The sequence below is a fragment of the Pseudomonas sp. GQ91 genome (assembly GCF_059758795.1).
This window is the reverse complement of the sequence record NZ_JCAXED010000010.1, coordinates 236794-258525: the sequence shown is the minus strand read 5'-3', so window position 1 is coordinate 258525 and position 21732 is coordinate 236794. Positions and strand designations below refer to the sequence as shown.

Sequence of the window (21732 nt, the reverse complement as noted above, 5' to 3'; positions counted from 1 at the left end):
CCCGTCAACCGTTAATTTCAGATTCCAATCAATTAGTTAGCAATGGCTAAAGAGTAACCAGGACCTCTCCTATATAGACCCACCATATGGCGCCCACTCTTCTATATAGGAGAACTGGACTAGATGACCCCCGCCGCCTTCAACGCGGCGACATTCGCAGCCCCCATCCCCAATACTTGCTGGAGCACCTTCGCCGTATGCTCGCCCAACAAGGGAGGAGCACTCCGATACTCGACCGGCGTCTTGGAAAGGCGAATCGGGCTGGCCACCTGCGGGACCATTCCTGCCAGCGCATGGGGCAACTCAATAGCCAGCCCCCGCGCCTGCACCTGGGGATCTGCAAATACCTGCGCCAAATCATTGATCGGCCCACACGGCACTCCAACCTGCTCGAGCTGAGTCACCCACTCGGTTGTCGTCTTGAAGACCGTGGCCTGACGAATCAAAGGAATAAGGGCCGTCCGATTGGCCACCCGCAGCTTGTTAGTAGCGAATCGCGGATCATCCGCCCACTGCGGCTGCCCTGCGACCTGGGCAAATTTGCGAAATTGCCCGTCATTACCAACGGTCAAAATGAAATCGCCGTCGGCCGTAGGGAAATCCTGATACGGCACAATATTCGGATGCGCGTTACCCAACCGCTTGGGCGACACCCCCGTCGTCAGGTAATTCATGGCCTGATTGGCCAGACAGGCCACCTGTACATCCAACAACGCCATATCGATATGCTGCCCCCCGCCATCATGATCGCGGTGAGCCAAGGCCGCCAAAATCGCTACGGTGGAGTAGAGTCCAGTCAAGATATCGGTCAACGCGACCCCCACCTTGACCGGCCCTTCACCCTCATCACCCTCGGGGCGCCCCGTCAGACTCATGAGTCCGCCCAGCCCCTGGATCATGAAGTCGTATCCGGGACGCGCAGCATAAGGACCTGTCTGGCCAAACCCGGTGATAGAACAGTAGATCAGCTCAGGATTGAGCTCTTTGAGCGACTCATAATCCAAACCGTAGGCCGCCAGGCCACCCACCTTGAAGTTCTCAATCAGGATGTCCGACTTTGCCGCCAGGTCGCGAACCAGTTTTTGCCCCTCCGGCCGCGTGAAGTCGATGGTCACTGACTCTTTATTGCGATTGGCCGATAAATAGTACGAAGCCTCGCTGGTGTTCTCGCCAAGGGCATCCTTTAGAAAGGGCGGGCCCCAGGCACGCGTGTCGTCACCATTCCCCGGTCGCTCGACCTTGATCACTTCAGCCCCGAGATCAGCGAGGATTTGCCCGGCCCAGGGACCGGCCAATACACGCGACAAATCCAGTACCCGCAGGTGCGATAGCGCGCCCATGGTCGCCCTCCTATTAATAGAACGCTTGAATACCGGTTTGCGCACGACCCAGGATCAGCGCATGCACATCGTGGGTACCCTCATAGGTATTCACCACTTCCAGATTGACCAGGTGACGGGCAATCCCGAATTCATCGGAGATACCATTACCGCCGAGCATGTCACGCGCCATGCGTGCGATATCCAAGGACTTGCCACACGAATTACGCTTCATGATCGAGGTAATCTCCACCGCCGCCGTCCCTTCATCTTTCATCCGCCCAAGACGCAAGCAGCCTTGCAGGGCAAGCGTGATCTCAGTCTGCATATCCGCCAGCTTCTTCTGGATCAGTTGCGTGGCCGCCAGCGGGCGACCGAACTGCTGACGATCCAGGGTGTACTGGCGCGCCGTGTGCCAGCAAAACTCCGCGGCCCCCAGTGCGCCCCAGGAGATCCCATAGCGTGCCGAGTTCAAACAGGTGAACGGACCTTTCAGGCCTCGCACATCGGGAAAGATGTTCTCTTCAGGCACAAACACGTTATCCATGACGATTTCGCCGGTAATAGAAGCGCGCAGACCGACCTTGCCGTGGATCACCGGCGCACTGAGGCCCTTCCAGCCCTTTTCCAGGACAAAACCGCGAATATCGCCGGCATCATCCTTCCCCCAGACCACAAATACATCGGCAATCGGACTGTTGGTGATCCACATCTTGCTGCCGGTAAGGCTGTAGCCACCCTCTACCTTGCGCGCACGCGTGATCATCGCGCCCGGGTCAGAACCATGGTTTGGCTCGGTCAGGCCAAAACAACCGATCCACTCGCCGGAGGCCAGCTTGGGCAAATATTTCTGCTTTTGGGCTTCGGTGCCAAATTCATTGATAGGCACCATGACCAGGGATGACTGCACGCTCATCATCGAACGGTAACCAGAGTCGACACGCTCGACTTCACGAGCAATCAGCCCATAGCTGACATAGTTCAGACCACTTCCGCCGTACTGTTCCGGGATCATGGCACCCAGCAGGCCGGTTTCGCCCATTTCACGGAAAATCGCAGGATCGGTCTTTTCATGGCGGAAGGCTTCAAGCACACGCGGCGCCAGCTTGTGCTGGGCAAATTGCTCGGCACTGTCGCGCACCATGCGCTCTTCTTCAGTGAGCTGTTGATCCAGCAGCAGTGGATCGATCCAGTTGAAGCTTGCCTTACCACCCATGAGTGAGTCCTCGCGAGAAAATCAAAAGTCGTGCATGGAGCCTAGGCCGGACAGGCGAGGAGGGCAAACGAGGTTTTTGCATAGCCTTGTGCTAATTTCTCACTTCGTAAAGATTTAAAAGGGCATTTTTGCCTTTTATTAGTGAGGGTACGGTACATGCGCAGGAAAATCCCCAGCACCACGGCCTTGGTCAGCTTTGAAGCCGCCGCCCGTCACGAGAGCTTTACCAAGGCGGCGCAGGAGCTTTCCATTACCCAGGGCGCCATATGCCGACAGATTGCCAGCCTTGAAGAGTTTTTGAGTGTCGAGCTGTTTCGACGCTCGCGCCGTGGCGTCAAACTGACTGAGGCCGGACTTTCCTACAGTCGCAGGGTCGCGGCGCAACTGGACGCCGTTGAACGTGACACGCTATCGGTGATGGGCCAACAGGGTGCCAACGTCATCGAACTGGCGGTGGTGCCCACATTTGGCACTCAATGGCTGATTCCACGTCTCAGGGATTTCCAGCAACAACATCCCGAAGTCACGGTAAACCTGACCAACCGCACGCGCCCATTCCTGTTTGCCGACACCGAGTTCGATGCCGCGATCTATTTCGGGGATGCCGACTGGTCAGGGACCGAATCCCACCGATTAATGGGAGAAAACCCACTCCCGGTATGTAGCCCGCGATTACTTGAGAACCGAGCGCACTTCAGCGCAGAAGAAATTGCCGAGCTGCCGCTACTTCAACAAACCACTCGACCCTACGCGTGGCGCCAATGGTTCAATGCCCAGCACCTGAACATCCCTCGCGACATGACAGGCCCACGATACGAGCTATTCTCCATGTTGTCGCAAGCGGCCATGCATGACATGGGCATTGCGCTGATTCCGCCGTTCCTGATTCAAAAAGAGCTGAGCGACAAACAACTGGTGATCGCCAATCCACAAACATTAAGCAGCACCAAGGCGTATTACCTGATGATTCCCGAGCGAAAGGTCGAATCCGCGTCTTTACACGCATTCAGAGACTGGTTGATCGACCAGTCGCACCGCTACACCCTGCATTTTTAAAGGACTCATGGCTTTGCTGACCCTGTAGTCAACTATTATAAGACCCTACAGATATACGTATTTGTCGCAATTATGCAGACTGTACCTATCTGGCAAAAAACCTCCTCCAAGCCATGAGCCATAAGGCTTCCAGCGACAATCACGGTTCCATAACCGACCATTCATATCAGCGATGGTAAAAAAACCTTTTTTTTGGGAATGCCCATAATTTATTGTATTTAAAAGGTTAATTCCCAGTGATTGCGACAATCAGTCACAGGGTGACTTGTAGTTAATTTTTCGTCACCCGTCATAATCCCTTGAAGGTCGTAAAGTTCGCCTGCAAAATGCCGCGCCCCGCTGTCATTTAAGCGGGATCGTGCTGATCGGCCGCCCCAGATGTGCCACTCACGGTGCACTGGCCTTTTTACAAAAATCAAAAGCAAAAAGATCATGCAGGAGATTTGACGTGCACATTGGTGTTCCTCTCGAAACCCAGACCGGTGAAACGCGGGTTGCTGCAACCCCGGAAACCATCAAGAAACTGATCGGCCAGGGCCATAAGGTCACTGTACAAAGCGGGGCGGGCATTAATGCCAGCGTCGTCGACAGTGCTTATGAAACGGCGGGCGCAACCATTGGCAGTGCCAGCGACGCATTCGGTGCCGAACTGATTCTCAAGGTGGTCGCGCCCAGCGATAGCGAACTGACGCTGATTAAAAGCGGCACCGTGTTGGTGGGCATGCTCAATCCGTTCAGCAACGAAACCATCACCCGACTGGCCGAACACGGCATCACCGCCTTCGCCCTCGAGGCCGCGCCGCGCACCTCCCGCGCACAAAGCCTGGACGTGTTGTCTTCCCAGGCCAACATCGCCGGCTACAAGGCGGTGCTTTTGGCCGCCCATCACTATCCACGCTTCATGCCGATGCTGATGACCGCGGCAGGTACCGTGAAAGCGGCGCGCGTGCTGATCCTCGGGGCCGGCGTCGCGGGCTTGCAGGCGATCGCCACGGCCAAACGCCTGGGTGCGGTGATCGAAGCCTCCGATGTGCGTCCGGCGGTGAAGGAACAAATCGAATCCCTGGGTGCGAAGTTCGTCGATGTGCCGTACGAAACCGATGAGGAGCGCGAATGCGCCGTCGGCGTCGGCGGCTACGCGCGGCCCATGCCCAGCAGCTGGATGCAGCGCCAGGCCCTGGCCGTACATGAGCGCGCCAAACAAGCCGACATCGTCATCACCACCGCGCTGATTCCCGGCCGCAAGGCGCCAACACTGCTGAGCGCCGAGACCGTCGCGCAGATGAAACCTGGCTCGGTGGTCATCGACCTCGCCGCAGCCCAGGGCGGCAACTGCCCACTGACCGTCGCTGACCAGGTCGTGGTGGCGCATGGCGTGACCATTTGCGGGCCTACCAACCTGGCCGGCGCCGTCGCGGCCGATGCCTCGGCTCTTTATGCGCGCAACCTGCTGGACTTCCTGAAACTGCTGTTCACCAAGGAAGGGCAGTTTGAAATCAACCTCGAAGACGACATCGTCGCCGCGTGCCTGATGTGCCGCGACGGCCAAGTCATCCGCAAAAACGCCTAAGCAGGGATTCAGACGATGGAAGAGCTTATCTCCCCCGGTATCTACAACCTGATCATCTTCGTGCTGGCGATTTATGTCGGTTACCACGTGGTCTGGAACGTCACCCCCGCGCTGCACACGCCATTGATGGCGGTGACCAACGCGATTTCAGCGATTGTCATCGTTGGCGCCATGCTCGCTGCCGCGCTGACCGTCACGCCGCTGGGCAAGACCATGGGCACGCTGGCCGTAGCCCTGGCCGCGGTAAACGTATTCGGCGGCTTCCTGGTGACTCGCCGCATGCTTGAGATGTTCAAGAAAAAAGCCCCGAAAGCCGTAAAAGAAGAGGCGCCCAAGTAATGAGCATGAACCTTGTCACGACGCTCTACCTGATCGCGTCAATCTGCTTTATCCAGGCCCTCAAAGGCCTGTCGCACCCGACCACCTCCCGACGCGGCAACCTGTTTGGCATGCTCGGCATGGCATTGGCGGTGCTCACCACCGTCGGCCTGATTTATAAGCTGGGCGCGGAACTCGCCACCGCCGGCATCGGCTATGTGATCGTCGGCCTGCTGATCGGCGGCACCGCCGGCTCGATCATGGCCAAGCGCGTAGAAATGACCAAGATGCCAGAGCTGGTGGCCTTCATGCACAGCATGATCGGTCTGGCCGCAGTGTTTATCGCCATCGCGGCGGTGGTCGAGCCGCAATCGCTGGGCATCGTCAAACTGCTGGGAGATCCGATTCCGGCGGGCAACCGCCTGGAGCTGTTCCTCGGTGCCGCGATCGGCGCTATCACCTTCTCCGGGTCGGTCATCGCTTTCGGTAAACTCTCCGGCAAGTACAAGTTCCGCCTGTTCCAGGGCGCACCGGTACAGTTCGGCGGCCAGCACAAGTTGAACCTGGTATTGGGCCTGGCCACCCTGGGCCTGGGCCTGGTGTTCATGTTCACCGGCAACCTCAGCGCCTTCGCGCTGATGCTCGCGCTGGCGTTCGTGCTCGGGGTGCTGATCATCATCCCGATTGGCGGCGCCGACATGCCGGTGGTGGTCTCGATGCTCAACAGCTATTCGGGCTGGGCGGCGGCCGGTATCGGCTTCTCGCTGAACAACTCGATGCTGATCATCGCCGGCTCCCTGGTGGGCTCGAGCGGTGCGATCCTCTCGTACATCATGTGCAAGGCGATGAACCGCTCCTTCTTTAATGTATTGCTGGGTGGTTTCGGCAATACCGCGGAGGCTGCCGGCCCGGCAGGCTCGAAAGAGGCGCGTCCGGTGAAGTCCGGTTCGGCTGACGACGCCACGTTCCTGCTGACCAACGCCGACACCGTGATCATCGTTCCCGGCTACGGCCTGGCGGTCGCACGGGCACAGCACGCGCTGAAAGAGCTGACCGAGAAGCTGACTCATCACGGCGTAACCGTGAAGTACGCGATCCACCCGGTTGCCGGTCGCATGCCCGGGCACATGAACGTGTTGCTGGCCGAGGCAGAAGTGCCTTACGACCAAGTGTTCGAGATGGAGGACATCAACTCCGAGTTCGGCCAGGCCGATGTGGTGCTGGTGCTCGGCGCCAACGACGTGGTCAACCCCGCAGCGAAGAACGATCCAAAGTCGCCGATTGCCGGCATGCCGATCCTCGAAGCGTTCAAGGCCAAGACCATCATCGTCAACAAGCGTTCGATGGCCAGCGGTTATGCCGGCCTGGATAACGAACTGTTCTACCTGGACAAGACCATGATGGTCTTCGGCGACGCCAAGAAAGTCATCGAAGATATGGTCAAGGCCGTCGAATAAACACTGCTCCAGCGCAATACCCCAAACCCCGGCCTGCAGTAGGCTGGGGTTTTTTATTAACGGAAAAAACCCGACCAAAGGCTCTAAATCGCTGCCTGGCATTCGACCATGGTAGCGGGACGAAATCTTTTGAAATCACTAGACTGCCCACCTTGCTTCCGTTGCCCGAGATAACCATCCATGTACCGTGATCGTATCCGCTTGCCTTCGCTGTTGAACAAGGTCATGAGCGCCGCCGAGACTGCCGCCCTGATCGAGGACGGCATGACCGTCGGCATGAGCGGCTTTACCCGCGCCGGTGAAGCCAAGGCCGTGCCCCACGCCCTGGCCGAGCGGGCAAAGACCTCGCCACTGAAAATCACCTTGATGACCGGCGCCAGCCTGGGCAACGACCTGGACAAACAACTCACCGAAGCCGGCGTGCTGTCGCGGCGCATGCCGTTCCAGGTGGACAGCACCTTACGCAAGGCCATCAACGCTGGCGACGTCATGTTCATCGATCAGCACCTGTCGGAAACCGTCGAGCAGTTGCGCAATAATCAGCTCAAGTTGCCGGACATTGCCGTGATCGAGGCCGTGGCCATTACCGAGCAAGGCCATATCGTACCGACCACCTCGGTAGGCAACTCGGCCAGCTTCGCGATTTTCGCCAAACAGGTAATCATTGAGATCAACCTGGCGCATAACCCGAACCTGGAAGGCCTGCACGACATTTATATCCCGACCTACCGGCCCACTCGCACGCCGATCCCGCTGGTCAAGGTCGACGATCGTATCGGCAGCACCGCAATCCCGATTCCGCCGGAGAAAATCGTCGCCATCGTCGTCACCAATCAGGCCGACTCCGCCTCCACCGTCACCCCACCCGACAGCGATACCCAGTGGATCGCCAATCATTTGATCAACTTCCTCAAGCAGGAAGTTGACGCAGGCCGCATGACCAACAAGCTCGGCCCGCTGCAGGCGGGTATCGGCAATATTGCCAACGCGGTGATGTGCGGTCTGATCGAGTCGCCTTTCGAAGACCTGAGCATGTACTCCGAAGTGCTCCAGGATTCGACGTTTGACCTGATCGATGCGGGCAAACTGAGTTTCGCCTCCGGCAGTTCCATCACCTTGTCGGAACGGCGCAATGCCGACGTATTCGGCAACCTGGAACGCTACAAGGACAAACTCGTGCTGCGCCCACAGGAAATCTCCAACCACCCCGAAGTGGTACGGCGCCTGGGCATCATCGGCATCAACACCGCGCTGGAGTTCGACATCTACGGCAACGTCAACTCCACCCACATTTGCGGTACGCGGATGATGAACGGCATCGGCGGTTCGGGGGATTTCGCTCGGAATGCGCACTTGGCGATCTTTGTGACCAAGTCGATTGCCAAGGGCGGGGCGATTTCCAGCGTGGTACCGATGGTCAGCCATGTCGACCACACTGAACATGACGTCGACATCCTGGTGACCGAAGTCGGCCTGGCCGACCTGCGCGGCCTGGCCCCACGGGAGCGAGCACGCGTGATCATCGACAACTGCGTGCACCCTGACTATCGCGAGGCGCTGAACAACTACTTCACAGCAGCCTGCGCAATAGGTGGCCACACCCCACACATCCTGCGCGACGCCCTGAGTTGGCATATCAATCTGGAAGAAACCGGGCATATGCTCAAGGCGTAATTGAATCAGAACCGGGCGGATGCAAATACAGGGGTGTCCGCCTTGCCACATCGACGCACTCAATGACAAAAACTGTACTGCTGTACCGGTCTTTTCTGACAGAAAGGTCTTACTCAACCCCACCAAAACACCTAAAACGCACCATTTAAGTGCCGATAGGTACAGTTTGCCCATTTTCGTACAGTACAGCCGCTATAAACAGTTAACTGGCCCCTCACAATACAGGTGAACTGTATCTAGAGAGTCTTGCGCCGGAGGAGGATCATTGGCATCAGTTAAACCACTACCTAATCCCGCCACAAGCGGAAGGATGTCATCATGGAACGTACACTCAGTTCCGAACTGTTCTTCGAAGAAAAAGCTGTAAACACCCAGGCTTCCCTGCCTCTGCGCGTTCTCGCCAACCTGATGTTGTGGCAGCGCCGCATCTCCAGCCGCCATCAACTGGCTCGTCTGGACTCGCGTCTGCTGGCTGATGCCGGGATTAGCGAAGCTCAACGCTACGAAGAGCTGAGCAAGCCGTTCTGGCGCTGATTTAGCGCTTGCTGGCCCTGACCTGCCGGGTCCACCGCCAGCACCCCGAATTGTTATGGCAAAACCCGCTCCGGGTAACCGGATGCGGGTTTTGTTGTTTCTGGGCAGTGGAAAAACCAGATGACTCGCGTGGCCAGCTTCTCGACAAGTACAATTTTAAAAATATCAATTTATACAAGTACAGTTTGCCTTGCAGAATGTTTACCGCTCCAGCTGGCTGCCAAAGAACAACTTCCCACCTCGAGCTACCCGAACCGACAAGTGCCAGCTAATATCCTGTCATCATGTGGCGAACCCTGTAGAACGCGCGTCTGATGCCAATAGCAACAACGCCCCGCTCACAGCGGCGGCTGTGCGCCACCTTCTTCGTTCATACTCAGGAGTCATCCCATGTCCCGTCTACGCCTGCTAAGCGCCGCTGCCTTACTGACCCTGGCTGCCAACGCCAGTGCCTCGAGCTTCATCATGACCACTGACTCGATCGTCGGCGCGTTGAAAGCCACATCTGACGCCTCCTCTGATGCCACATCCTCCCTGCGCGACAATAAAGTCGTGCGCGCCGCCCGTGATGACGCTGCCAGCTTCGTTGCCAGCGAAGGCGCGATTCGCGGTGTGAAGCTGGAAAGCGCGCTGGCGCAGATCCGCCAACAAGCGCCGCAACTGAACACCGCCACCGACGTGCAATTGGCCCAGGCAATCCTGGCTATCTGATCGCAGACAGGGAATCGGGGAGCGCTCGCCGCTCCCCGAAGCCTCGGCGCTGGCTCTCGTACGGGCATTGCGCTAGCCTTGGCGCTCGTTTTCAATTGTCGAGTCCCATGGCTTTTTCATACCGTTTGTTGATTGCTCCCGCGTTGTTTGCCGTGTGCTGGTCGGGTTCGGCGCAAGCCTTTGACCTGTCGACCCAAAGCGTCGTGGTCAGCGCTTACGCCACCAGTAAAGTCACCTCCGCTCCTTTCGACCGTAAACGGATTCTGGCGGCCCAGGATGACGCAGCCGCGTTCATTGCCACTGACGGTCAATGGCGGGGCGCCCGACTGGAGTCGGCACTGAATTATTTGCGCGCAAGCCAACCAAAACTTAAGTCCAGTGACCTTGAACTGGCCGAAGCAATTCTCGTCCAATAACCATCTTTGTCTTTCGGAGTCATCCCATGCGTAGCCCGCTGATCGCTGCCGCCCTCGGCCTGGTGTTGTTGGCTGATGTCGCCCAGGCGCAAACCCTGGTGGCCACCAGTAACATCATCGTTCGTGCCTTTGGCCGCACCATTGATTTCACTTCAGATACCACCACCTCCATCCGCGACTCCAAAGTCGTACGTGAGGCCCACGATGACGCGGCCAGCTTCGTCGCCACCGATGGCGGCATTCGCGGCGCTCGACTGGAAGCTGCTTTCGATACCCTGCGAACTCGCGTGCCGCAAGCCCGCGACGCCAGCGATCAGGTACTTGCAGAAGCCATCCTCGCATTGTGAGGCGTTTCGCTGCCTGGTTACTGGCCGCAAGCGTGCTGCTGTTTGGTGGCACCGCTCAGGCCGAGCTGCAACTCAAGCTCAAGACCGATGGCTTGAGCCGCGCCGAACAACAGGCCAGCCAAGCGCTGCTCGATGAAGCCATGCAGGCCCTGCCGCCACGCTTTATTGCGCAACTCGACCGGCGGATTGAGGTCAGTTGGACCGACGATATGCCAGGTAATGCCTATGGACAGGCTTCGCTGGTCTCTGAACTGAACCTCAATCATAAGTTGCTGGCCAGCCTGACTGACGGCAGCGCCGCCACCCGGAAAACTCATCGCCCCCACGGCACCGTGCGCCAGGAAATGCTCGCCACCGTGCTGCATGAGCTGACCCATATCTATGACCGTGCGCGCCTGTGGCCAACTGCCGAGCGCTCGCTGATCCGTCGCTGCAGTCGCCAGAACAACGTCACCGGCCTGATTGGCTTGCCCGATCAATGCCGTGGCCAGAACGACCGCCGCTTTACCCTCAGTGATGATCCACGCTTGCTGGACCTGGCCGGCTGGCCGCAGTACGTCGGTCGTCGTGGTGCGCGTGAGCAGCACAACCGACAAGTGGCCCGCAGTCCAGACCTCTATGAGATCACCAATCCCAAGGAATTTGTCGCGGTCAACATGGAGTACTTCCTCCTCGACCCGAGCTACGCCTGCCGTCGACCCGCGCTGTATCGGTATTACCAGGCACATTTCGGGTGGGCGCCGCCCATCAAGGACACCTGCGCGAAAACGTTCGCCTTCCTCAACGCGGGCAACGATTTTGCCAAGACGCCATTGGGCCAGGTCGATCCTGAACGGGTCTATGCCATCGATTACCTGCTGGCCGAAGCCAACCAGAACCTGGTGAGCCGCTGGGGCCACAGCATGCTGCGCCTGGTGATTTGCGCGCCTGGCCGGCCACGCGGTCCGGATTGCCGCCTGGATCTGGACCAGCACCTGGTGCTGTCCTACCGCGCGTTCGTCGGCGACGTACAGTTGTCGAGTTGGGACGGTTTAGTGGGTAAGTACCCATCGCGGCTGTTCATATTGCCTTTGGCCCAAGTCATCGACGAATACACCAAGACCGAACTGCGCGGCCTGGCATCCGTACCGCTGATCCTCACACGCCAGGAGATCAATGACACCGTCGAGCATGCTGCCGAAATGCACTGGAGCTACGACGGCAATTACTACTTCCTGTCCAACAACTGTGCAGTGGAAGGCCTGAAACTGTTACGCAGCGGCAGCGCCAATCCGCGCTTGACCGCTCTGGACAACATCACCCCCAACGGCTTGCTGGAGGTCCTCGCGGCCCGTGGCCTGGCCGACACCAGCGTACTCGACGACCGTCGCGAGGCCTTGCGTCTGGGCTACCATTTCGACTCCTTCCGCGAGCGCTACCAGGCGATGTTCGAGGTCTTGCGCAAGCGTTTGCCGATCAAGCAAACCCAGGTCGAAGATTGGCTGGCGTTGAGCGCCGAGCAACGTCGTCCCTGGTTCGCCCAGGCTGACTTGCGCACCAGCGCCGCGTTATTGCTCCTGGAGCAGGCCAGCTTTCGCAAACAGTTGATGCTCGCCCAGGACGAGGTCAAGCAACGCTACCTCGGTGCCCGGGAGCTGAAGAACGGCGGCATGGACAAGGCGAATGCGACCTTGCAGCAGATCCTCGCCAACAGCGGCTTCCTCAGTCGCCCGGCGGAACTGCTCGACAGCAGCGGTTATGGCCTGCCGCAGCCCAAGGAATGGCAGCGGCTGGAATCGCAAAGCGCTGTGCGCCAGAAACAACTGCAATCGCTGACCGGCGAGCTGGATAAAGAGGTGAGGGCGCTGCTCGAGCCTTCACGCGCGGCCGAGATTGCTGCCTGCGAGGCCAACCTCAAACAGGTCGGCGAACATCTGCGGGCATTGCACAAGGCCGCCGGCGGCCTGCAACTTCCCTGAAAACCGCGCCCGGCACTTCCTCGCCGGTAGCGTCTTGAATCACGCCAGGCACGCGTAAGCACCGAGCCCTGGCGAAGCTGCGTCAGCGGACACCTGACACACCGCCAGCGCAGCCTCGCCAGGGCTCGACAGCGGCTACGGGTTAACTTATGCAGCGAAAGCTGGCTGAAAGCTTGCGCGATTAGGATCGCCTTCACTACCGGCGACAGACCGGTTGGCCACCCGGAGTGTTTCAGCGCTCTGGGGCCCAATTTACAACAACAATGGTGATTCTGATGTCTGCACGTACCCGCCTGTTTATCTCGACTCCCCCCGTACGCCTCGCGCTTTTCGTTCTGCGCTGACCGTCCCCGGTTCGCCATTCCCTAGTCGCGCTACGCCTGGAGTATTCCTATGCTGACTTTCCTTGGCTTTGCCATGGTCATCACGTTCATGTTCCTGATCATGACCAAGCGCCTGTCCGCGCTGATTGCCTTGATCATTATCCCGATCCTGTTCGCGCTGTTCGGTGGCTTTGCGCCGAAGATCGGCCCGATGATGCTCGAGGGCATCACCAAGCTGGCGCCGACTGGCGTGATGTTGATGTTCGCCATCCTGTATTTTGCCCTGATGATCGACTCCGGCCTGTTCGACCCGGCCGTGCGCAAGATCCTCAAGCTGGTCAAGGGTGACCCGCTGAAAGTCTCGGTCGGCACCGCGGTGCTGGCGCTGGTGGTGTCGCTGGACGGTGACGGCGCCACCACTTACATGATCTGCGTGGCGGCCATGCTGCCGTTGTACAAACGCATTGGCATGAGCCCACGGATCATGGCCGGCCTGATCATCCTTGCCGGCGGCGTGATGAACATGACCCCGTGGGGCGGTCCGACCGCGCGTGCCGCCAGTGCGCTGCACGTGGACCCATCGGATATTTTCGTACCGATGATCCCCGCCATGCTCGCCGGTGTCCTGGCGATCCTGGTGATTTCCTATATGTACGGCAAACGTGAGCGCGCACGTCTCGGCGAATTGCATCTGCTGGGTGATGAGGTCGACCACAACGAAATCAGCGTCTCGCAATTTCCGAATGCTCGCCGCCCGAAACTGATCTGGTTCAACGGCGTCCTGACTCTGGCCCTGATGTGCACCCTGATTGCCGGCCTGCTGCCGTTGCCGGTGCTGTTCATGGTGGCGTTCAGTATCGCGATGATCGTGAACTACCCGTGCCTGCAACAACAGAAAGACCGCGTCGCCGCCCACGCAGGCAGCGTGCTGGCCGTGGTTGGCCTGATATTCGCCGCCGGTATCTTCACAGGCATCCTGTCGGGCACCGGCATGGTCGATGCCATGTCCAAGAGCCTGCTGGCGGTCATCCCTGAAGCCTTGGGCCCGTACCTGGCGGTGATCACCGCGCTGGTAAGCATGCCGTTCACCTTCTTCATGTCCAACGATGCGTTCTACTACGGCGTACTGCCGGTACTGGCCGAAGCCGCCAGCCACTACGGCATTACCGCCGTGGAAATGGCCCGCGCCTCGATCGTCGGCCAACCCGTGCATTTGCTCAGCCCGCTGGTACCCTCGACTTACTTGCTGGTGGCCCTGGCCGGTATCGAATTCGGCGATCACCAGCGCTTCACCCTGAAGTGGGCAGTGCTGGTATGCCTGTGCATAATGGTCGCCGCATTGCTGATGGGGATTTTTCCGCTGTTCAGCGCTCTATAATCGTAACAACCCACTGCGCCGGCCTGACTGCCGGCGCGGTCTAACACTCGCTCAAAGGAATACACATGGAATGGCTGACCAATCCGGAAATCTGGATTGCCTTCTTCACCCTGACGGCTCTTGAGATCGTTCTGGGCATCGATAACATCATCATGATTTCAATCCTGGTCAGCCGCATGCCCAAGCATATGCAGGCGCGTACCCGGATTTTCGGCCTGGCCCTGGCCATGATCACGCGGATCCTGTTGCTGCTGTCGATCACCTGGGTCATGCAACTGACCGCAGACTTGTTCACCGTCGCCGGCCAAGGCATTTCCGGACGCGACCTGATCCTGTTCTTCGGCGGCCTGTTCCTGCTGTGGAAAAGCTCCCAGGAGATGTACCACGCCCTGGAAGGTGAAGACGAAACCCACGACGAGCCGACAGGCAAAGGTGGCAAGTTCATCTACACCATCATCCAGATCGCGATCATCGATATTGTTTTCTCGCTGGACTCGGTCATCACTGCCGTAGGTATGGTTTCCCACGTACCGGTCATGGTCGCCGCCATTGTCGTCGCCGTTCTGGTGATGATGCTGGCCGCGGGGACTATCAGCGCGTTCATCGACAAGCACCCGTCGCTGAAAATGCTCGCCCTGTCGTTCCTGCTGGTCGTGGGTACGGTGCTGATCGCCGAATCCTTCGATGTTCACGTGCCAAAAGGCTACGTCTACTTCGCCATGGCGTTCTCGCTGGCGGTAGAGGCCATCAATATCAAGATGCGCACTGCCATCGCGAAGAAGAAAAAACAGCAAGATCCAGTGAAGCTGCGCAAGGATATCCCGGGCCAATAAACCCGCAGTCCCGGTAGGAGCGAGGGCGACGCCTGGTTCGCGCTCGTGCCGGACCTCAACGATGACGTGTGCTGTCTGATTCAACGCGCCGTCCTTGAGGTCTTCGCGAGCACGCTCGCGCCTACACAGGGCTCGGCTCAGGTGCGCCTGTAGGAGCAAGCTTGCTCGCGAAGGTCGTTAACGATGACACGGGAAATCTGACAATTCGCGGCGTCCTCAGGTTTTTCGCGAGCAAGCTCGCTCCTACAGGGGTTTCTGGGGGCTGTAGAAATCCAGTTTGATGACCGTTTTGTTTCAAGCTATGCGATGCTGGCGCAAAGCCCATTCGCCAACTACAGCTTAAATACAAGACGTAGAGCGGCACGCGGTAACTTTTCGTTGCTCCAGTGGAGCACACAACACAGGGGGGCCGAGCATGCTGACCCTGCTCAATCTGCTTTCCGCCGTGACCCTGCTGATCTGGGGCACGCACATCGTCCGAACCGGCATCCTGCGGGTTTACGGTTCCAATCTGCGCCAGGTCATCGGACAGAACATGGCCAAGCGCTGGCTGGCGTTCATTGCCGGGATCCTGGTCACCGCCATGGTGCAGAGCAGTAACGCCACGGCCATGCTGGTGACCTCGTTTGTCGGCCAGGGCCTGATGGGACTGACGCCGGCCCTGGCTACCATGCTCGGCGCCGACGTCGGTACGGCGCTGATGGCGCGGGTACTGACCTTTGACCTGTCCTGGCTGTCACCGCTACTGATCTTTCTCGGCGTGATCTTCTTCCTGTCCCGCAAGCAAACGCGCGCCGGACAAATGGGCCGGGTCGGCATCGGTTTGGGTCTGATCATTCTCGCGCTGCAACTGATCGTCGAAGCGGCGGGGCCGATTACCCACGCCCAAGGTGTCAAAGTCGTGTTCGCCTCGTTGACCGGCGATATTCTGCTGGATGCGTTGATCGGCGCCTTGTTCGCAATGATTTCCTACTCCAGCCTGGCCGCTGTCCTGCTGACCGCAACCCTGGCGGGCGCCGGTGTGATTGGCCTGCACGTGGCCATCGGGCTGGTGATCGGAGCCAACATCGGCAGCGGGGTGCTGGCGTTCCTCAGCACCAATATGCAAAACGCCGCCGGGCGCCAGGTGGCCCTGGGCAGCCTGCTGTACAAGCTGATCGGTTTGCTGCTGATCATCCCGGTCCTTGATCCACTGGCCGCATGGCTCGACACTCTGGACTACAGCGCCCAAGGCATGGTCATCACCTTTCACCTGCTCTACAACGTAATCCGTTGCCTGATCCTGCTGCCCACCATCGGCCCCATGGCACGCCTGTGCGCCTGGCTGCTGCCGGAACGACCCGAAGCCAATGGCCTGGCCAGGCCTCGGCATCTCGACGCGACGGCGTTGACCACTCCCAGCCTGGCCTTGGCCAACGCGGTCCGGGAAACCCTGCGCCTGGGAGACTTGATCGACACCATGTTGACCTCAATGCTGGAGGTGCTACGCGGCAAACAAACCGCCATCAACCAGGAGATGCGCAGCCTCAGCGATGATGTCGAAGCGCTTTACAGCGCGATCAAACTCTATCTGGCGCAAATGCCCCGCGAAGACCTCAGCGAGCAAGACAGTCGGCGCTGGGCCGAGATCATCGAGCTGTCAATCAACCTCAAGCTGGCCGGCGATTTGATCGAGCGCATGCTGCGCAAGGTCCAGCAGCAGAAAACCTCACAGCGCCGCTCGTTTTCCGACGTCGGCCTGGAAGAGCTGGCAGGCTTGCACAGCCAGTTGATCGCCAATCTGCGCCTGGGCCTGACGGTGTTCCTCAGCGCCGACCCGGAAAGCGCCCGGCAATTGTTACGCGAGAAGCGTCGCTTCCGCGCCCAGGAAAGACGCCTGGCCCATGCCCACGTCAGCCGCCTGCAACGCAAAATCGTGCAAAGCCTCGAGACCAGCTCCCTGCACCTGGAGCTGATTGCCGACATGAAACGCCTGAACTCACTGTTCTGCAGCAGTGCCTATGTGGTGCTGGAAACCTCCGAAACCGGCGCGCTGGCCGTGGACAATATCATCGACATCACGCATTCGCCCTGAACGTACAGCGGCGCGTGAAGTCAGTTAACAATCGACCTCACTCGCCAGGAAGCCAGTTATGCGTCGCCTGTTATTCGCCTGCCTGCTCATCGGCTCGGCACATGCCTTTGCCTTTGATCGCTTGCAGGTCGAAGGTTATATGTTGCCCAACGGCCTGCAGTTGTTGCTCAAACCCGGCGCCGAGCGCGGTCACGTCGCCATCCGCCTGGTGGTCGGCGTTGGCCTGGATGACTTCAGCTGTGAAAACAAGGAGCTGCCCCATCTGTTGGAACACCTGCTGTTCAGCGGTATCGACGGCGGCGGCGAGGGCGAGCTGGAAGAGCAGATGCAAGCCTTGGGGGGTGAGTGGAACGCCTACACCAGTAACGCCGACACCACCTTTGTCATCGAAGCCCCGGCCCGTAACCAGCGCAAGGTGCTGGACCTGTTGCTGGCAATCCTGACCCGTACCGAGCTGAGTGACGCGGCCATCCACACCGCCAAACAGGTGGTGGAGCGCGAAGACGGCGGCCATTACTCACACTTGCAGCGCTTGCTGGATCGCCAGGACCTGGGCCACGACGCCAGCAACCAACTGGCCGTGGAGTTGGGTCTCAAGTGTGCCGAACGGGCAGAGGTCAGCCACTTGACCCGCGCCCAACTGGAGAAGGTGCGCCAGGACTGGTACGCCCCGAACAACATGACCCTGATCATCGTCGGCGATCTCGACAAGCTGCTGCCTGCCTATCTGGAGCGAACCTATGGCCAGCTGGAGCCGGTAGAGCCCAGCGAACATCGCCTCCTTGCGCAAATCGAGCACGCCGCAGCCATCCGTCGCGACCTGATCCGTGGCTGGGTCGGCGATAGCGCCAAACTGCACTGGCTGTTCCCCGAACCGGTACTCGACGATCAGCACGACGCGACTTACGACCTGCTCAAGGACTATCTGGATTGGACCTTGTATCGTCATCTTCGCCTGCAGCATGGCCTGTCCTACGGACCCGGCAGCGAACGCGAGGTGCTCGGCGGCGTCGGTTTCATGAGCCTCAAGGCCGACCTGCAGCGCGACGAGCTGCCCGAGGCCGAACGTGTCCTGGAAGCCCTCAAGGCCCGGTTGCTCAGGGAGGGACTCGACCCGGCGACTTTCATCCGCCTGCAACAGGCCGCCATCGCCCGCCAGGCCTGGGCTGTGCAAGGTAACAGCGCCCTGGCCGATTATTATTGGAGCGCGGCCGGCGACTACCACGATGGTCGCTTCAGTGACCCGGCCAAACGCATTAAAGCCGTCAGCCTGGAACAAACCAATCAGGCCATGCGCCAACTCTTCAATCAGCCCGGCTACTGGCGCATCGAAAAGCCGCTGTTCAGCTATGACGCCCTGGGCTGGATGGCCGCGGGTGCGCTGGGGTTGATAGCCATTGGTGTGTTTGGCGTGCGCCGTTATCGCAAAGCAGTTGCGCGATGACACCCCAATGCAACGGCTAAGACGTTATTCTGTCTGGGATTTTTCCTATCAAGCCTGTGAACCGCCGAATGCCTAACCTGACCCATTACATCCAGCGCCTCCTCGAACTGATCAAGCGCTATCCCGGGGTGATCGCACTCGGCGGTTTTATCTCGGGGGTGGGCAGTTTCATCCTCGTCGATCGCCAACAAGGCATGGCCAGTTGGATCGCCATCATCATGCTGGTGAGCTGGTTATGGCTGATGCTGGAAAACAGCTTCACCCAGTTGTTCAGCAAAGTCTTCAATCGAGAAATTCCCGAGCCGCTGCTGCGCTACGCCACGCAGATGATTCACCAGGAAAGCCTGTTTTTTGTGCTGCCATTCTTTTTCGTCACCACGACCTGGAACAGCAGCCAGTCGATTTTCACCGGGCTGTTGGGCGCAGCCGCGCTGGTATCGATCATCGACCCGCTGTACTACAAATGGCTGGCCCCCAAGCGCTCGCTGTTTTTAGCGTTGCACACCCTGACACTGTTTGCCGCTTTGCTCACCGCATTGCCGATCATCCTGCACCTGACCACCGCCGAGAGTTACAAGTTGGCCCTCGGCGTGGCGATGCTGTTGTCGATCCCCAGCCTGGCGGTGAGCCTGCCGCTGCGCAGCGTGCGTGGGTGGCTGATGCTATTGGGCGTCACCGCGGCCATCGGTTGCGCCGGCTGGTTCCTGCGCAGTTGGGTACCACCGGCCACGCTGTGGATGACCGAGGTCGCAATCAGCACGCAACTGCAGGATCGCACCCCGGGAGATGACCTCAAGGAAGTCAGCGCCAGTCAACTGCGCAGCAGCGGACTGTATGCCTACACCGCGATCAACGCGCCACGCGGGCTGGACGAACGCATTTACCATGTCTGGCAGTTCAACGGTAAAGAGGTCGATCGCATTGCCCTGGATATCCACGGCGGCCGAAAGGAAGGCTATCGGGCCTGGACCCATAAGCAGAACTTCCCGCCAGATGCAGCGGGGCGCTGGCAAGTGCGCGTGTTGACCGAGGACGGGCAAGTGATCGGCGTGCTGCGATTTAAAGTCACTGACACAGCACAAACGTACACGCCAAAGTAAGCTGGATCGTGCTATTACCTAGGCTTTGTGGAATAGCCAAACAAGCTCGGAGCTTATGACCAGTAGCACAACGCCCGGCGACGCTCACCTGGATGCGTCCACCCAGCCTCCCCGACTCAGGGTTACCGGGGACTGGACGCTGCTGCACTACGCGGCCCTGAAAAAACACTCGGAAAAGCTCGACGGCCAATACGACGCCAGCACGCGCATTGACTTGAACGGCCTGGGCGCCCTCGACACCGCCGGCGCCTCGCTGTTGGTTGAGCTGCTAGGACCCGAGCGCATCGAGCACTGCACCGAGCAGTCCGACTGCAGCCTGTCCAGCGCCGATCGTGCGCTGCTCAAAACCGTCTACCGTTCGCTGAATGATTTCTGTGTGCCGGTCAAACAACCGCGGGAAAGCGCCGGCATCCAGTTACTGGCGCGCATCGGCAGTGCGGTGGATACCGTCTGGCAAGACGCCCTGAAGTTGCTGGGTTTTATCGGCCTGATCCTTGAAACCTTGGCCCGTGGACTGTTTCGTCCCAAGCGCTGGCGCCTGACACCCATGGTTGCGCACATCGAACAGACCGGACTCGACGCAGCGCCCATCGTCGCCCTGCTGACCTTTCTCGTGGGTGCGGTGGTGGCTTTTCTAGGGGCGACCGTGCTGGAAAGTTTTGGCGCGAGTATTTTCACCGTGGACCTGGTGGCGTTTTCCTTCCTGCGTGAATTCGGGGTATTGCTCACCGCGATCCTGATGGCCGGCCGCACCGCCAGCGCCTTCACCGCGCAAATCGGCTCGATGAAAGCCAATGAAGAAATCGACGCCATCCGTACCCTGGGTCTCGATCCCATGGAATTGCTGGTGCTGCCCAGAGTCCTGGCGCTGCTGGTGGCGTTGCCGATGCTGACTTTTCTGGCGATGCTTTCAGGGATCATCGGCGGCGGCGTGGTGTGTGCGGTGGCGCTGGATATCCCGCCGGCCATGTTCCTCTCGCTGCTGCAATCGGACATCGGCGTCCAGCATTTCCTGGTGGGCATGGTGAAAGCCCCGATCTTTGCGTTCCTGATCGCCGCCATTGGCTGCCTGGAAGGCTTCAAGGTCAGCGGCAGCGCCGAATCCGTCGGCGCTCACACCACCTCCAGCGTGGTCCAGTCAATTTTCGTGGTGATCGTGCTCGACGCGGTGGCCGCGCTGTTTTTCATGGAGATGGGCTGGTGAGTCGTGTCCCGCGAGCGCCCGCTGAGGCGGTGATCGAAGTCCGTGGACTGGGCAACCGTTTCGGTCCCCAGAGCGTGCATGAAAACCTCGACCTGGATGTGTACAAAGGCGAGATTCTGGCCGTGGTCGGAGGCTCGGGCAGCGGTAAATCGGTGTTGCTGCGCAGCATCATTGGCCTGCGTCAGCCCAGCGAAGGTCAGGTCCGGGTGTTTGGCCAGGACCTGCCCAGCCTGCCGGAACACCAACGGTCGCTGGTGGAGCGCCGTTTCGGCGTGCTGTTTCAGAAGGGCGCACTGTTTTCCTCGCTGACGGTGACGGAAAACGTCGCCTTGCCCCTGATTGAACATGCCGGCCTCAGCCGTCCCGACGCCGAACATCTGGCGGCGGTAAAGCTGGCGCTCGCCGGACTGCCCTTGTCGGCCGCCGACAAATACCCGTCTTCGCTGTCTGGCGGGATGATCAAGCGGGCGGCTCTGGCAAGAGCCTTGGCGCTGGACCCGGACATTCTGTTCCTCGATGAGCCCACTGCCGGCCTCGACCCCATTGGGGCTGCCGCTTTCGATCAATTGATCCTGACCCTGCGCGATGCCTTGGGCCTGAGTGTGTTTCTGGTCACCCACGACCTCGATACGCTCTACACCATCACCGACCGCGTGGCGGTGTTGGCGCAGAAAAAGGTGCTGGTGGCGGATACCATCGATGTTGTCTCGGAAACCGACGACGCCTGGATTCACGAGTACTTTCATGGCCCACGGGGCCGCGCGGCACTGGATGCCGCTCAACAGCTCAACGAGGTATGA

The 21732-nt window shown here is 59.4% G+C and carries 19 protein-coding genes; 17 read left to right on the top strand and 2 right to left on the bottom strand.

Annotated features, from left to right (window positions below; all coding sequences use genetic code 11):
• Positions 1–119 precede the first annotated feature (119 nt).
• Complete coding sequence (locus AC6CIA_RS17225) at positions 120–1340, bottom strand: CaiB/BaiF CoA transferase family protein (RefSeq protein ID WP_498313665.1); 1221 nt, start codon at positions 1338–1340, stop codon at positions 120–122.
• 13 nt (positions 1341–1353) lie between these two features.
• Positions 1354–2535: an acyl-CoA dehydrogenase gene (locus tag AC6CIA_RS17220; protein WP_498313663.1), complete on the bottom strand. Its 1182-nt coding sequence runs from the start codon at positions 2533–2535 to the stop codon at positions 1354–1356.
• Positions 2536–2691: 156 nt separating this feature from the next.
• On the opposite strand from AC6CIA_RS17220, the gene AC6CIA_RS17215 reads away from it, so the two are divergent.
• The 17 genes from AC6CIA_RS17215 (at position 2692) to AC6CIA_RS17135 (ending at position 21732) form a co-directional block, all read left to right on the top strand.
• Complete coding sequence (locus tag AC6CIA_RS17215) at positions 2692–3591, top strand: LysR family transcriptional regulator (protein WP_498313661.1); 900 nt, start codon at positions 2692–2694, stop codon at positions 3589–3591.
• Between the two features lie 448 nt (positions 3592–4039).
• Positions 4040–5161 carry a Re/Si-specific NAD(P)(+) transhydrogenase subunit alpha gene (locus AC6CIA_RS17210; RefSeq protein WP_498313659.1) on the top strand — a complete coding sequence of 374 codons (1122 nt, stop codon included), beginning with the start codon at positions 4040–4042 and terminating at the stop codon, positions 5159–5161.
• Positions 5162–5176: 15 nt separating this feature from the next.
• Positions 5177–5500 (top strand): NAD(P) transhydrogenase subunit alpha part 2, encoded by a 324-nt coding sequence (locus AC6CIA_RS17205; RefSeq protein WP_003187010.1) that lies wholly within the window; start codon positions 5177–5179, stop codon positions 5498–5500.
• Complete coding sequence (locus tag AC6CIA_RS17200) at positions 5500–6936, top strand: NAD(P)(+) transhydrogenase (Re/Si-specific) subunit beta (RefSeq protein ID WP_339529479.1); 1437 nt, start codon at positions 5500–5502, stop codon at positions 6934–6936. The genes AC6CIA_RS17205 and AC6CIA_RS17200 overlap by 1 nt, the downstream gene beginning before the upstream one ends.
• A 180-nt stretch (positions 6937–7116) precedes the next feature.
• On the top strand, positions 7117–8610 hold the full coding sequence (gene scpC / locus AC6CIA_RS17195; RefSeq protein ID WP_498313656.1) for a succinyl-CoA:acetate CoA-transferase ScpC: 1494 nt from the start codon (positions 7117–7119) through the stop codon (positions 8608–8610).
• A gap of 318 nt (positions 8611–8928) precedes the next feature.
• Positions 8929–9144, top strand: coding sequence for a DUF1127 domain-containing protein (locus tag AC6CIA_RS17190; RefSeq protein WP_003187413.1), 216 nt, complete (start codon positions 8929–8931; stop codon positions 9142–9144).
• 390 nt (positions 9145–9534) lie between these two features.
• Positions 9535–9855: a DUF2388 domain-containing protein gene (locus AC6CIA_RS17185; protein ID WP_339529481.1), complete on the top strand. Its 321-nt coding sequence runs from the start codon at positions 9535–9537 to the stop codon at positions 9853–9855.
• 107 nt (positions 9856–9962) lie between these two features.
• Positions 9963–10271: a DUF2388 domain-containing protein gene (locus AC6CIA_RS17180; RefSeq protein ID WP_339529482.1), complete on the top strand. Its 309-nt coding sequence runs from the start codon at positions 9963–9965 to the stop codon at positions 10269–10271.
• Positions 10272–10297: 26 nt separating this feature from the next.
• Complete coding sequence (locus AC6CIA_RS17175) at positions 10298–10618, top strand: DUF2388 domain-containing protein (protein WP_498313654.1); 321 nt, start codon at positions 10298–10300, stop codon at positions 10616–10618.
• Entirely contained in the window at positions 10615–12576 is a 1962-nt protein-coding gene (locus AC6CIA_RS17170) for a DUF7844 domain-containing protein (RefSeq protein WP_498313652.1), read from the top strand. Before AC6CIA_RS17175 ends, AC6CIA_RS17170 begins: the two co-directional genes overlap by 4 nt.
• Positions 12577–12969: 393 nt before the next feature.
• Entirely contained in the window at positions 12970–14277 is a 1308-nt protein-coding gene (locus tag AC6CIA_RS17165; protein ID WP_498313651.1) for a CitMHS family transporter, read from the top strand.
• A 65-nt stretch (positions 14278–14342) separates the two neighbouring features.
• Positions 14343–15110 (top strand): TerC family protein, encoded by a 768-nt coding sequence (locus AC6CIA_RS17160; RefSeq protein WP_339529486.1) that lies wholly within the window; start codon positions 14343–14345, stop codon positions 15108–15110.
• 415 nt (positions 15111–15525) lie between these two features.
• Positions 15526–17184 (top strand): Na/Pi cotransporter family protein, encoded by a 1659-nt coding sequence (locus AC6CIA_RS17155; protein WP_498313649.1) that lies wholly within the window; start codon positions 15526–15528, stop codon positions 17182–17184.
• Between the two features lie 58 nt (positions 17185–17242).
• Positions 17243–18628, top strand: a complete 1386-nt coding sequence (locus tag AC6CIA_RS17150) for a M16 family metallopeptidase (protein WP_498313647.1) — start codon at positions 17243–17245, stop codon at positions 18626–18628.
• 68 nt (positions 18629–18696) lie between these two features.
• The gene (locus tag AC6CIA_RS17145) at positions 18697–19728 is read left to right on the top strand and encodes a DUF5924 family protein (RefSeq protein WP_498313645.1); all 1032 of its coding nucleotides are present in this window, start codon (positions 18697–18699) and stop codon (positions 19726–19728) included.
• 55 nt (positions 19729–19783) lie between these two features.
• Positions 19784–20932 carry an ABC transporter permease gene (locus AC6CIA_RS17140; RefSeq protein ID WP_339529490.1) on the top strand — a complete coding sequence of 383 codons (1149 nt, stop codon included), beginning with the start codon at positions 19784–19786 and terminating at the stop codon, positions 20930–20932.
• Positions 20929–21732, top strand: coding sequence for an ABC transporter ATP-binding protein (locus tag AC6CIA_RS17135; protein ID WP_084378462.1), 804 nt, complete (start codon positions 20929–20931; stop codon positions 21730–21732). Before AC6CIA_RS17140 ends, AC6CIA_RS17135 begins: the two co-directional genes overlap by 4 nt.